The sequence below is a fragment of the Salinadaptatus halalkaliphilus genome, assembly GCF_006543045.1.
GTDB lineage: Archaea > Halobacteriota > Halobacteria > Halobacteriales > Natrialbaceae > Salinadaptatus > Salinadaptatus halalkaliphilus.
This window is the reverse complement of record NZ_RBZW01000055.1, coordinates 22,110-35,332: the sequence shown is the minus strand read 5'-3', so window position 1 is coordinate 35,332 and position 13,223 is coordinate 22,110. Positions and strand designations below refer to the sequence as shown.

14 protein-coding genes and 1 pseudogene are annotated in these 13,223 nt (G+C 61.2%); 2 read left to right on the top strand and 13 right to left on the bottom strand.

Going from position 1 to position 13,223, the window contains the following annotated elements:
• Positions 1–88: 88 nt before the first annotated feature.
• The gene (locus D8Y22_RS15615; RefSeq protein ID WP_141465624.1) at positions 89–826 is read left to right on the top strand and encodes a universal stress protein; all 738 of its coding nucleotides are present in this window, start codon (positions 89–91) and stop codon (positions 824–826) included.
• A 149-nt stretch (positions 827–975) separates the two neighbouring features.
• Here D8Y22_RS15615 and D8Y22_RS15610 read toward each other — a convergent pair whose 3' ends face one another.
• From D8Y22_RS15610 to D8Y22_RS15550, 13 genes and pseudogenes are all read right to left on the bottom strand, one after another.
• Positions 976–1,710: a universal stress protein gene (locus D8Y22_RS15610; protein ID WP_141465623.1), complete on the bottom strand. Its 735-nt coding sequence runs from the start codon at positions 1,708–1,710 to the stop codon at positions 976–978.
• On the bottom strand, positions 1,707–3,128 hold the full coding sequence (locus tag D8Y22_RS15605) for an APC family permease (RefSeq protein WP_141465622.1): 1,422 nt from the start codon (positions 3,126–3,128) through the stop codon (positions 1,707–1,709). The genes D8Y22_RS15610 and D8Y22_RS15605 overlap by 4 nt, the downstream gene beginning before the upstream one ends.
• A 78-nt stretch (positions 3,129–3,206) precedes the next feature.
• Complete coding sequence (locus tag D8Y22_RS15600) at positions 3,207–3,536, bottom strand: tRNA-binding protein (protein WP_141465621.1); 330 nt, start codon at positions 3,534–3,536, stop codon at positions 3,207–3,209.
• A 59-nt stretch (positions 3,537–3,595) separates the two neighbouring features.
• Positions 3,596–3,919, bottom strand: coding sequence for an outer membrane protein assembly factor BamB family protein (locus tag D8Y22_RS15595; RefSeq protein ID WP_141465620.1), 324 nt, complete (start codon positions 3,917–3,919; stop codon positions 3,596–3,598).
• A complete protein-coding gene (locus tag D8Y22_RS15590; protein ID WP_174811877.1) occupies positions 3,919–4,941 on the bottom strand; it encodes an outer membrane protein assembly factor BamB family protein in 1,023 nt (340 codons plus the stop codon). The genes D8Y22_RS15595 and D8Y22_RS15590 overlap by 1 nt, the downstream gene beginning before the upstream one ends.
• A gap of 145 nt (positions 4,942–5,086) precedes the next feature.
• Positions 5,087–6,175 (bottom strand): outer membrane protein assembly factor BamB family protein, encoded by a 1,089-nt coding sequence (locus D8Y22_RS15585; protein WP_141465618.1) that lies wholly within the window; start codon positions 6,173–6,175, stop codon positions 5,087–5,089.
• Positions 6,172–7,248 carry an outer membrane protein assembly factor BamB family protein gene (locus D8Y22_RS15580; protein WP_246084469.1) on the bottom strand — a complete coding sequence of 359 codons (1,077 nt, stop codon included), beginning with the start codon at positions 7,246–7,248 and terminating at the stop codon, positions 6,172–6,174. Before D8Y22_RS15580 ends, D8Y22_RS15585 begins: the two co-directional genes overlap by 4 nt.
• 61 nt (positions 7,249–7,309) lie before the next feature.
• Entirely contained in the window at positions 7,310–7,933 is a 624-nt protein-coding gene (locus D8Y22_RS15575; RefSeq protein ID WP_141465616.1) for a hypothetical protein, read from the bottom strand.
• Positions 7,881–8,156: a hypothetical protein gene (locus D8Y22_RS15570; protein WP_141465615.1), complete on the bottom strand. Its 276-nt coding sequence runs from the start codon at positions 8,154–8,156 to the stop codon at positions 7,881–7,883. The genes D8Y22_RS15575 and D8Y22_RS15570 overlap by 53 nt, the downstream gene beginning before the upstream one ends.
• The gene (locus D8Y22_RS15565) at positions 8,149–8,685 is read right to left on the bottom strand and encodes a hypothetical protein (RefSeq protein WP_141465614.1); all 537 of its coding nucleotides are present in this window, start codon (positions 8,683–8,685) and stop codon (positions 8,149–8,151) included. Before D8Y22_RS15565 ends, D8Y22_RS15570 begins: the two co-directional genes overlap by 8 nt.
• Before the next feature lie 763 nt (positions 8,686–9,448).
• Positions 9,449–10,255, bottom strand: a pseudogene (gene thiD / locus D8Y22_RS15560) (bifunctional hydroxymethylpyrimidine kinase/phosphomethylpyrimidine kinase); the annotation flags it as partial.
• A gap of 56 nt (positions 10,256–10,311) precedes the next feature.
• Positions 10,312–10,848: a small multi-drug export protein gene (locus D8Y22_RS15555; RefSeq protein WP_141465612.1), complete on the bottom strand. Its 537-nt coding sequence runs from the start codon at positions 10,846–10,848 to the stop codon at positions 10,312–10,314.
• Between the two features lie 41 nt (positions 10,849–10,889).
• Positions 10,890–11,930 (bottom strand): HypE family hydrogenase expression/formation protein, encoded by a 1,041-nt coding sequence (locus D8Y22_RS15550; protein WP_141465611.1) that lies wholly within the window; start codon positions 11,928–11,930, stop codon positions 10,890–10,892.
• A 171-nt stretch (positions 11,931–12,101) separates the two neighbouring features.
• On the opposite strand from D8Y22_RS15550, the gene D8Y22_RS15545 reads away from it, so the two are divergent.
• Positions 12,102–13,205, top strand: coding sequence for a putative sulfate/molybdate transporter (locus D8Y22_RS15545; RefSeq protein ID WP_141465610.1), 1,104 nt, complete (start codon positions 12,102–12,104; stop codon positions 13,203–13,205).
• The last annotated feature ends 18 nt before the right edge of the window (positions 13,206–13,223 follow it).

Genomic DNA, 13,223 nt, shown 5'->3' with positions numbered 1-13,223 from the left:
GTCCCGTCTGTCCGATCTCGGCCCGAGACGCACGGACCGCCACCTGCCAGGGGTATTTACCGCGGACCGTTGTAGAGGAACGACCGAGATGTCTTCGACTCGAGAGTACCGCGTGCTCGTCCCGGTCGACGTCCTCGGGGGCGAAACCGTTCCCCAAACGGTAATCGATGCGTTCGCGTCGGTCCCGGTCGTGTTGCTGGCGTATCGAGAGATACCCGACCAGATCGGGACCGATCAGGCACGCGATCAGTACGAACGACGCGCTCGCGCCGAACTCGAGGAACTTCGTGACGTGTTCGAGGACGCGGGCTGTCTCGACGTCACGACGCGACTCGTCTTTACGCACGACCGACTACAGACCTTCGAACGCGTCGCACTCGAGGCGGCGTGTGACGCGGTGGTCGTATTGAACCCCGCGCCGGTTCTCGAGTCGGTGCTCGTCGCCCTCCGCGGCGGGGTCAACCTCGAGTATATCGCCCGGTTCCTCGGCGTGTTGCTCGCCGGCACCGACCTCTCGGTGACGTTCTTTCACGTCGTCTCCGACGAAGACGAGCGCGACCAGCGGGCCGAACTCCTCGAGACTGCAGCAGCGACCCTTGCAGACACCGGCGTCGATCGGCAGCGAATCGACACCTCGCTCGTCGTCGACGGCTCTCCGACGCGGGCGATTCTCGAGGCGGCAGACGATCACGACCTGCTCGTCGTCGGCGAGAGCCGACCGTCAGTGCGTCGGTTCATCTTCAAAGACCGAGCGAAGAGCCTGGCCAAGGGCACTGTCGACCCGGTGTTGGTAATTCGCGGGGAATATCTTGAGGACGAGACGTAGCGCGATACGGACCGAGTCGACTCGTACGGGTTACTGTAGCCAGTACCGGCGCAACCGCCGCCCGGGTCGCGGTTGCGCCGGTAAATCGTTACAGCAATCCGTATCACACAGTTCGACGTACCGCCGGCACATCGGTACAGCAATCCGCATCACGACTCCTCGAGTGATGTAGGTTCCTCGGCAGCGGTGGTTTCGTCGTCCTCACCACGTCGGACGACCAGCACCGGACCGACGGACTCGGCGGCGACGCGTTCGGCCTCCTCACCGAAGACCAGCGTCCGCAACGACGGTGCGCGTTCACCCATGACGATCGCGTCGTGGTCGACTGCCGCATCGACGAGCGCCTCGAGCGGCGGCTCGTCGACCGCGAGTTCAGTTCGAACGTCGATTGCCTGATCCACAAGCGGCGTCGTAGCCGTCTCGAGCAGTTCCCGGCCGCCGGAGGCGTCGTCGGTCGCCAGAAAGAGCGTCACGGCGATATCACGGTCCCCGACGAGTTCCCCGACGAACGAGACGATCCGATCGACGGCGACATCGCCGGTCAGTGCCACGAGGAGCCGTTCGACCGGTCCCGTCGCGCCCGGGATGGCGTAGACGCCCGCGTCAGTCACGTCGGCGACGCGATCGACTGTCTGTTTTCGGTCGTGGGTGAACACGAGCCGATAGTCGGCGGTCCCCGCTTCGGCCCCGAACTCCGCTGCGAGGTCTTCGAGCGCGTCGGTCGCGCGCTCCTCGTACTGCAATCGGGCCTGGTCGGGCGGCGTCTGTTCGGGCAGGACGTGATAGCCCAACACGGTCACGTCCATCGGCTCGAGCAGATCGACGAGTCCAGCCGAGACCGATTCCCCCTCGAGTATCGCCAGTGGAACGAGTATGCGTGTCATAGTGCACCTTTCAGCTCGATGTCGCGGGCGTAGTAGACGTACCAGACGACGGTAAGAAGCATGATTCCAGCGCCGACGTATCGTGAGGCGGGTTGCATGAACGCGATCAGTGCGAAGCTACAGATCGCGCCCAGCGCCGGGACGATGGGGTAGCCGGGGACCCGGAAGTCGGGGTCGTACCACTCCGGTTCGTCGCGGCGCAACGCGATCAGCGCCACGCAGATCAGGCCGTACATGACGAGATGGAGGAACGAGGCGACCTCCGCGAGCAGTTCGACGCGTCCGGTCGCCGTCAGGACGAGGATCGGGCCGCCAGCCATCCCCAGGGCGACGTGTGGGGTGCCATAGCGGAGATTGATGCGACTCGCCCGCTGGGGTAACAACGCGTCCCTCGAGACGGCGTAGATCGACCGGGACGTGCTCAACACGGAGGCGTTGGCGCTCGACATCGTCGCCAGCAGACCACCAAAGACGATCGCAACGGCCCCGACTGGACCGAGGTAGTGGCGGCCGACCTCGACCATCGCCGTCTCCCCGAGGTCGCCAAGCGTGTCGCTCCCGAGCCCGCTGGTCGCAACGAAGATCGTCAGCACGTAGAGGACGCCGACGACGAGCACCGAGCCGACCATCGAAAGCGGCAGGTTCCGGCCCGGATCCTTCATTTCGCCAGCGACGGTCGCCACCTGTGCGAAGCCGAGGTAGGAGGTAAACACGAGCGCGGCGGTCGTGAATATGGGGAAGACTCCATCGGGTGCGAACTGCTCCGGCGTGCTCGATTCGCCCACGATTCCGGCCGCGTCGAGTCCGCCGTAGGTGAGGAAGACGACCAGAATCGAGAGCAACAGCGCGACGATTCCGTTCTGGAGCTTCGCCGCGTTCTCGGTCCCGGTGACGTTGAGGACGGTAAACCCCGCGCCGAACAGCAGGGCGATCGGAATGACCAGTCCCTCCCCGACCGCGATCCCGAGTTCGGCCAGCGTATCGACCGCGTAGTAACCGAAGCCGACGAGATAGAAGGCCGTCGCGAAGACCAGCCCGAACCACAGCGAGAGGCCGACGACGGCCCCAGCGAGCGTTCCCAGCCCGCGCGAGATGAAGTAGTAGCCGCCGCCACTCTTTGGCATCGCCGTCGCCAGTTCCGAGGCCGGCAACGCGACGAGCAGGGCGACGACGGCCCCAATGGCGAACGACGCCGACGCCGCGGGTCCGGCTTGATCCGCCGCCAGGCCGGGAAAGACAAAGATCCCCGCGCCGATCATCGTCCCGATACCGATCGCGAGCCCGCCGGTCAGGCCGAGCGTCCGCTCGAGTTCGCTGTCGTCGGTGATCGTCGCCTCGTCAGTCTCGATCGTCGGTTCGATCTGCGGGGATTCGCCCTCGATGTTGGCCCCCTCGGGCGGCGACGATGTTTCACCCATGTCGACTTCGTTTTTCGCAGAACGTATATTCTTGCTGTTGATTCCCACGCCGCCATCGGTCCGGCCTGTCGAGATCGATCAGAACAACAATCCACCCAGCGGGACCGCCTCGTCGGGTTCGACGAGCACTGGATACTCCTGGTCTCCTGGCACACAGACCGTCAGCGCTTCGGATTTGAAACCCGCGATCCGAACCGATCCCAGGTTCGTCGCACACAACACCTGTCGACCCTCGAGGTCGTCGGGATCGTAGTGGTGATCGAGCTGTGCGGCCGACTGGATCTCACCGTGGTCATCGCCCAGATCGATCCACAATTTCGTCATCTTCGGCTTGTTCGCCTCGGGGAAGGCCTCGGCCTCGAGGACGGATCCAACGCGAATTTCGACGTCGAACGGATTCTCGACCATACAGTAGAACGCACGGGTGTCGATAAAAAATCGACGAACGCGACGATGTGTGATACGGTTTACTGGAACAGACTTCCTGCGTGGAGAATTGGATTCGAGGTTATCTTGTCATCAGTAGCGAACGACCACTCCAGCGACCCAGTGAACGCATCTATCGCACGGAACTTCCCATCCCTACTGCCAAAATAGAGCCGTCCATCGCTGAGTAGTGGCCTGGACGGAATGCGACCGTCAGTGCTGTACTCCCAGCGCAGTCGGTCGTAATCAGGTTCGAACTCGGAGGATTGTTCGTCACTCATCGTCGCACACCCGCTGCTAATGACGGCGGTTGGGATCGTCGACAGCAGCCTGCGTCGGCTCAGCGCGGTGTCGTTGGAACTCATTACGAAGGGCGCTCGAGCGCGTAAATGTAGGTGTCGTTGCTTCCGAAGTAGATGGTGTCGTCGGTGACGACCGGTGTCGAATGGACTGCATTGCCCGTTTTGAACGTCCACTGGAGCTCACCAGTTGCAGCGTCAAACGCCCGGAGATAGCCGTGATTTTCGCCGATATAGACGGTGCCCTCGGTGACCAGGGGATCGGAGTTGATCCCACCACCGACCTCGTCACTCGTCCAGACGAATGCGCCCGTCTCGATGTCCACTGCGTACACCATACTGTTTCGACCGCCGAAATACGCGATTCCGTCGACGATCGCTGGCGCGGAATTGAGTCCACGGTGCGTATCTATCGACCAGATCTCACGTCCGTCGTGACGGTCGATCGCATAAAAATGAGTATCCCTCTCTCCAACCAAATCCTCTGATCCAACCAGAATCCGGTCTTCATAAATGGCTGCTTCTACATCTACGTGTCCGCCGGCCGAAAACTTCCACACCTGTTCGCCCGTGTCGGCCTCGAGTGCGTAAAGTGAATCGTCCCGACTGCCGACGTAGACGATGCCGTCGTGGACGGTTGGACCGGTGAAGACGCCGCCATCGGTCTCGTAGGCCCACTGTTCGGTGCCAGTGTCAGCGGAAACGGCGTAGACGTGCGCATCGGAGCTACCGACGTATACAGTTCCAGTATTGACCGTAGGGTCGCTACTCCAGATGCTATCGCCGGTCTCGAACTCCCATCGTTTCGTTCGGTCAATCTCGAGAGCGTAGAGAGTAGAATCGAGACTGCTAACGTACACAACACCATCGTCGACCGTCGGACTCGACCAGATCCCATCTTCAGCTTCGAATGCCCAATTGAGCGCGCCTGTGGACGGATCGAGAGCACGAAGACGACCATCCATACTCCCAACGAGTAGATGACCATCACTGATCGTTGGCGACGAGGCGACGCGACCATCGGTGCCGTACTCCCAGCGCAATCGGTCGTAATCGGGTTCGAACTCGGAGCTTTGTTCGTCACTCATCGTCGTACACCCGCCGCTGATGACGGCAGCTGGAATCGCCGACAGCAGTTCTCGTCGGGTAGGGTTCATGGCAGTCGTGGAGGTTGAACGCGAGTTCGTGCTGGTAAAATACCTCCGAATAGAAGTGGCACTGTCGTTGTTCTCGTTATTCCTCCCGCTTGATGGCGTAGATGTACGTGTCGTTGCTGCCGACGTAGACGGTGGTATCCGTCACGACTGGTGACGATCCTATTTTATTCGCAGTTTGGAACGCCCAATTCTGATCGCCAGTTTCAGCGTTGAGAACGTGAAGATACCCTCTACTTGCTCCAATATAGACGTAGCCATCCGTAACCGCTGGTCGCGAATCGATATGGCCTTCTATTGCGTCGCTTTTCCAGTATTTATCACCAGTTTTCGCATTGACTGCATAGAACGCTGGAACGTCAGTGGTTCCAAAATACACGGTATCTTCAGAGACGCGTGGTGGTCCGGTGATCGAGTTACCAGTGTTGTACGACCAGACTTCGTATCCATCGCGGCTATCCAAAGCATAAAAATTCCCGTCTCTAGAGCCAAGAAGCACTAAGTCATTTACAATTTCTGCTTTTGTAAATATTGGTCCATTAGTCGAATATTTCCACTCGATACCGCCACTGTTCGCATCAAGCGCATACAATGAACCGTCAGTGCTGCCGATGAAGATGACTCCATTATCTACTGCTGGTTTCGCTATTACACGACCTTGCGTCGGCTGTACCCATTGCTGCGTTCCGGACGTAGCGTCGACCGCATATACATTCTCATCGGAACTCCCAATGTAAACTATCCCGTTATGAATCGTAGGGCTACTAGTGATAGTGTCGTCGGTTTGGAACCGCCACTGTTCTCTACCTGACGTATCGATAGCGTAGAGGTTGTGATCACGACTTCCAATGTAAATTGTATCTTCGGATATTGCCGGATCCGACCAAATCGACCCTCCGACTTCGAATTTCCATTGTAGCGATCCAGTAGCCGCATCCAGTGACCTGAGACACCGATCATGGCTTCCAACGTATAACTGTCCGTCTTTGCTTATCGGTGACGAGGTTACTCGATCATCAGTGCCGTACTCCCAGCGCAATCGGTCGTAATCGGGTTCGAACTCGGAGCTTTGTTCGTCACTCCTCCTAGTACACCCGCCGCTAATGACGGCGGCTGGAATCGTCGATAGCAGGTTGCGTCGGGTCAGCGCAGTATCGTTAGGGCTCATTTCGACGGGTGCTCGATCGCGTAAATGTAGGTGTCGTTACTCCCGAAATAGATGGTGTCGTCGGTGACGACCGGTGACGAATGGACTGCATTTCCTGTTTCGAATTTCCAGTTATGGGTTCCAGATTTGGCATCGAACGCGTGAAGGTATCCGACTCGATCACCGAGATATGCAACTCCGTCTACGATAACTGGATCTGCATTAATCGGGCTGATTGGTGTCTCGTTGGCCCAGTTCACGCCGCCGGTTTCGGGGTCCAATGCATAGAGCGACGAGAATCGAGTTGCGACGTATACGGTATCTCTCCAAATCGTTGGTGCTGAATTAATCTTGCTGCCTGTATCCAGCGACCAGTTTTCGCTCCCATCCTCCCGATCGATCGCGTAGAAACGCCCATCTTTCGATCCGACGAAGACCTGGTTTCCGCTGACAGCTGCCTCAACATCGACGTGACCTTCGGTCGAAAACTCCCACACTTGTTCACCCGTGTCCCCCTCGAGTGCGTAGAGTGAATCGTCTTGACTGCCGACGTAGACGATGCCGTCGTGGACGGTTGGACCGGCGAAGATGCCACCATCGGTCTCGTACGCCCACTGTTCGGTGCCTGTGTCAGCGGAAACGGCGTAGACGTGCGCATCCGAGCTACCGACGTATACGGTCCCACTGTCAATCGTGGGATGGCTACTCCAGATGCTGTCGCCGGTCTCGAACTCCCATCGTTTTGTTCCGTCAGTCTCGAGAGCGTAGAGAGTAGAATCGAGACTGCTAACGTACACAACACCATCGTCGACCATCGGACTCGACCAGATCCCATCTTCAGCTTCGAATGCCCAATTGAGCGCGCCTGTGGACGGATCGAGAGCACGAAGACGACCATCCATACTCCCAACGAGTAGATGACCATCACTGATCGTTGGCGACGAGGCGACGCGACCATCGGTGCCGTACTCCCAGCGCAATCGGTCGTAATCGGGTTCGAACTCGGAGCTTTGTGTGTCACTCCTCTTAGTACACCCGCCGCTGATGACGGCGGCTGGAATCGTCGACAGCAGGGAGCGGCGATTGATATTCACGACCTGATGGTCAGTCCTTATTCGGACGTTGTAGCGCGACGCGGAATGCTGCTTCGATCTGTCAATTCGGTGGCAAGGTGTCTGCTACCGGGACGATCAGGGCTTCCGCCGGTGGGAATGGTGCGTCCGGATCGTCGATCGGTTCACCGTCCGCGTCGAAGCCGACCGTTACTCGCGGCGTCGTGGGAAGGAGTTCGCTCGCGCTCCAGCCGATTTCCAGCGCCTCGAGGGTCTCTTCGATTCGTTCACGATACTGGTTCCAGAGGTCGGCATCGGGACCAGTTCGAAGCATCGCCTGGAACTGCGTCAGCGGCGCGATATTGTACGGCGTCGCTCCTGCACTCGCTCTCATGTGGAATGCGAACATCGATCGGTTCCACAACTGCTTCGGCTCGTAGTCCATATCTTCTTTCTTGCGTAGGGTGCCATCCACGTACGTGTACAGCGACGGATACTGGCTCGCATCCCAGACCCTGGCGTACCGGCGACCGTCGGCGAGGACGATGAAGTCGATGAACGTCCACGTTCTGGGAACGGCTGTCGATGCGTTGAGGAAGAATTCGACCCGCTGTGGGGCACTCATCAACGCTAGTCTAGCAGCCGTCTCGCCGATCGTCCCCCAGTCCCAGATGTCACTGATGAATCCGGGAGCATCGGTGCTTAGCCGCTCTGAGATGTCCTGCATAAATCCAGCCACACCGCCCCTGATCGAGTTCGTCGAGGACGCTTCCGGTAATGTACCCCTCGTAGTCGACCAGGTGACAGTGCCGAAGGACGAGCACGTACTCGTCAGTCCCGTTCTCCGACAGTTCCGTTGCTGTCTCGAGCTGGCCGTCCTCCGACGAGATCGTTCTTTCGTTGCGGTTGGTATCGACTCCCTCGGAGACGGCGATCGGTGACTCAGTCATTCACTTCACCTCCGAGGTCGAACGCCTCGCCATCGATCGTATACCGAAACTGTCCGTCACCGAGCACCTCAAAGGTGTACGAGACTTCGGCTCCGTCGGCGAATTCGACCGTCCCTGCCTCGAAATCCTCGCCGTGTTCCTCGAGCGTCCTGTTCACGACCGCCCCGTGGTTTCGGTGGAGTTTTCGCTGCTTGGTTCGACTCGCGGCCGATTCGCTCTCGGATTTGTCGTCGGTCAACCTGATATCGTCGAACGCGACGAGTCCCTCGTATTCGAATCGCCGGTCGGTATCGAGTCGGTGATACCACGGTGGATGGTCCTCGAGGTACCAGACGATTTCGAGGAGCCAGGCGCTCTCGAGGATGTCGTCGTCGAGATCGGACAGATCCCATCGAAGTCGAGTAGGTGTGAGTTGTGAAACCGTCTTCTCCGTAGACTCTTCGACAGGGAGTACTCCTCTGGAACTCGTCTGGATGGATGCGTCCGTCTCACTGTGATCGACGTCATCGAGATCGTATTGTTCTTCCAACTCATCTACGGATTTCGTGTCGGAGTCGGAGTGTGTTTGCGCATGAGCGTCCGTAGATAGCGCAGTGTGGTACAGTCGGAACGTGAATACCAGATCCGACTCTGTTTCTGCTGCGTACCCCATGACGTGGGCCATCAGATACGGATGTTCGGTAAAATCTGCCTTTTTCACGCGTTTTTTGTTTATAATTCGCGGATGACGGCCACCATCAATTTCGACACCAAGTGCGTGCGAACCGACCTGGACCGTGCTTGGCATCTCCTCGTCGCTGATACGCTCGAGATCATTTCTAAAAGTCGTTTTCCATCCGTCACGACCATCACTAAACTCGCCGAGTTGGACGACGCTATCGTCGTTCGACGCCGCTGCTCGGCCGCTCGCAACTCCACCGAGTGTGAAGGACGCGCCCACTGCAGGGATACTTTTCAGTAATGTTCGCCTCTTACCTGACTGAATATTATTGTTGGTCACATCCAGTGAATACAACCAATAATTTATACTCTTTTCTATTATAAAAATTATATATTTCTGGTGGGATTAAGGGTTGGCATGTATACCATTCTCCGGGAGGTATTCGGGCCGCTTCGGGCCCGTAGCTAACGATCGTCCAGTATCTGCCATAACGATCTACCAATCCAGGGGCTGTCGCCGTCGAACCGATCCTATCGGTCGCCATCACGGATCGACGGAGTGTGACTCCAAGACAACTACTCGAGTGCGAGTAGCGAACGACTGTCGTGTATCGCCCCGGCGGTTCTTAGCGATCGACCGAGTGATTGACCGCGCCGGGCCCCTGTCCCACGTCGTAGTGGTGCTCGATCGCTCGCGAGAGGAAGTCCGTGGCGCCCTCGACGGCGTCCTCGAGGTCATCCCCTCGAGCCAGTCGCGCCGCGATGGCAGCCGCGAGCGTACAGCCCGAGCCGTGGGTCGCGTCGGTGTCGACGCGCTCGTGTTCGAACGTCTCCACTACCGGGCCGTCTGCAGCCGCGACGACGAGGACGTCCCGAATCGTCTCGCCGGGGACGTGGCCGCCTTTGACGAGTGCGGCGTCGGCACCGAGCTCGAGCAGTTGCTCGCCGGCGGCTCGCGCGCTATCGACGTCCGCGACGTTGACGCCGGTCAGCACCTCGGCTTCGTCGGCGTTTGGCGTCACGACCGCCGCGTCGGCGATCAGGTCTTCGTAGGCGCGCTCGGCCGACTCCTCGAGCAGCCGATCGCCCGACGTCGCGACCATGACGGGATCGACGACGAGCGGAAACTCGAAGTCGGGAGCGCGCTCGGCGACGAGTTCGACGACGGCTGTCGTCGCGAGCATCCCGGTCTTGGCCGCGCCGATGTCGAAGTCGCCGACGACGGCGTCGATCTGGGCCGCGATCTCCTCGGTCGGGAGCACGAACGACGACTCGACGCCGCGGGTGTGCTGGGCCGTGGCGGCCGTGATCGCCGCGGTCCCGAAGACCTCGTGGGTCGCGAACGTCGCGAGGTCGGCCTGGATGCCGGCGCCGCCGCCGGAGTCGCTGCCGGCGATGGTCAGCGCGACCGGACGCGTCTCGGGTGTGGGGGAGCTCATAGGGAAGTGTATTCGACGATTATACAAATCGGTGATGGTCCAGTTCACTCTCGAGCTCAGATGATCCCGACGACCGAGAGCCCGTATACCGACGCGAGGACGAGCGCGACCGTCCAGACGGCGATCCCCACCGTCATCCACCACGCGACCGACCGGCTCGAGCTGCCGGCGACGAGTGCGACGAGGGTCGCGATGTGGACGCCCGTGAGGACGGGACTGGCGAGCGAGAGGCCTGGGAGGCCGTACTGGTCCCAGAGACGGCGTGCTCTGGCGTACCGATCGGGTCGCTCGTCGGACTCACCGCCGCGGCGGTCGCGCCACCACCGCCGAAGCCGGGACTCGAAGCCGATCAAGAGGTAGACCGAGCCGACGTTCCCGACGAAGGCGGCGACGCCGGTCAGGAGCGGATCAAGGCCGATCCCGATTCCGACGGGGACGACGACCAGAATTTCGATCACCGGAATCGCGGCGAAGACGACGACGAGGACGTACTGCAACAGGCCGGTCGCCTCCTCGAGTCGCGTGCCGACGTCGACGAGCAGCGGGACCAGGGAGGAGTTCCCAGCGACTGCAGCGGGGAGGAGCGGGGTCACCACGTCGGTACAGATTTGCTACCGTGTCGTGAAAAACCGTCTCATTCGCCTGCCAGCGCCGCGTAGGCCGCCCAGGAGGGATCGACGCTCGGGTGGGGGAGTGGGTCGCCGTCGACGACCACGCGGGACTCGTCGCTCGAGGCAGGCCTCACGCTCCCGATCTCGGCGACGACGGTGTTGCGAGCCTCGAGTGCCTCGACCACGTCGTCGACACCGCTGGGTTCGACGGCGATCACGAGCGCGCCACAGCTGGTCGCCGCCCAGGGATCGATCTCGAGGGCCTCACAGACTTCGGCGACGCCGGGGCGCATCGGGACGGCTGCACGATCGATTTCGAACTGCAGAGCGGTTCCTTCAGTTCGCCTATTGGCCCCCTCGGCCATCTCGTTGAGCGCGCCCGCGAGCCCACCCTCGGTCACGTCGTGCATCGCTTGGACGGGGCCCGCGGCGGCCACAGTGAGCGCGTCGCGGACGCAGTGGACCTCCGCGAGGCGATCCTGTGCGTCTGCAACGACGGCGTCGGGGAGATCGAGCTGGTCACCGTAGAGCGTGCTGAGGAGGCCCACCGATTCGACCGCCGGGCCGGTCGTCAGGAGGAGTCGGTCGCCCGATCGAGCGCCGTCGGGGCGGACGATCGCCTCGTGGTCGCCGACGCCCATCGCGGTCGCCGCGCCGACCCACGGGTAGGACGGATCGGAGTAGCGGGCAGTGTGACCGGTGACCACCGAGACGCCGAGGTCGACACACTCCTCGTGGATCGTCTCCCAGACCGTCGCGAACTGGTCGTCGGTCATCGCCTCGGGGAGCGTAAAACAGATCGAGAGATGGGACGGCGCAACGGCGCTGACGGCGACGTCCGCGAGCACGAGATCGATAGCGAATCGAGCCGCCCGCTCGAGGCCCAGCGGCGGGAGGATCGAGACGGGATCCGTCGCGGTAACGAGCGCTCGTCCGTCGATATCCAGCACGCCGAAGTCAACACCGTGTGTCGGTCCGAGGGCGACATCGTCACGGTCGGCACCGAGGTTCGTCGCGACGTGGCGCTCGAAGAACGACCGATCGATCTTGCCGAGTTCACTCACGCCAGAGCAGTCAGGCTGCTCACAGATAGCGATACTGGTTTCACACCGACGGGAGCCCACGACTATCTGTCGATCTATGGTGTAATCAATCATGGTTGCCCTCTTCGACCGAAGTAATGCCGAGCGATTACGCACAACTGTAAAAAGCAACCCACAGTAAGGTGGGTATGAATGGCGTATTCCGTCATGTCCGAGCGTCACTCGGACCTCGAGTTTTCGATGTCGGAGCTGACGGGCGCGCTAGGAGATTCGGTTACCGTCCTGCCGCTCCTCGTGGCCCTGGCTGTGACGACGAGCGTCTCGATCCCCCACGTGCTGATCGGCTTCGGCGTCTTCCAGATCGTCTGGGGACTGTACTACGGGATGCCGATGTCGATCGAGCCGATGAAGGCCCTGATCGGACTGGCGATCGTCGGGACGCTCTCCTATCCGGAACTGGCCGCTGCCGGACTGCTCGCCGGCGTCGTCTTGCTCGTCGTCGGCCGCTTCGGTCTGGTCGGTCGACTCGAGCGCGCCGTCGGCGAGCCAGTCATCCGGGGCGTGCAACTGGCCGTCGCCCTCCTCCTGCTCGAGGCCGCGATCGGGCTCTCGGTCGAGAACGTCTCGGTCGCCGCTGGCGGACTCGCCATCGTCGCGGTGCTCGCACTGGTGGGCTATCGCCACTCGAGCGTGCTGGTCGTGCTCGGACTCGGCGCCGCGGCCGCCGTCGCCACAGTTGGAATGCCGACGCCGCGAGTACCCGAGGCCGCGATCTTCCCGGCTGGTGTGCCGTCGATGTCTCCCGCAGCACTCGAGGGGACCGTCGCCCAGCTGGGGATGACGATCGGGAACGCGGCCATCGCGACCGCGCTGTTGTGCGGTGATCTCTACGATCGGAACGTCTCCGCCGACTCGCTCTCAACGAGCATGGGCGTGACGTGTCTCGCGGCGGTCCCGTTCGGCGCGATTCCGATGTGTCACGGCAGTGGCGGACTGGCGGGCAAGTTTGCCTTCGGCGCCCGGACCGCGGGCGCGAACGTCCTGCTCGGGATCGGCTACCTCGCACTCGCCCTGGTCGCCACCGGTGCCTTGCTCACCGCCTTCCCGATGGCGCTTCTGGGCGTCCTGCTCGTCGTCGTCGCGCTCGAGCTCGGGCAGGCGGCGTTCGCACCGATCACCGACGGACGATCGCTCGCAGTGGTCGCCAGCGTCGGCGTCGTTGGCCTCGCGGTCAACGTCGGCGTCGCGTTCGTCCTCGGCGCCGTCGCGTTCTGGGCGCTGTCCCGCCGAACGTAACAGGGTCGCTCACATCCG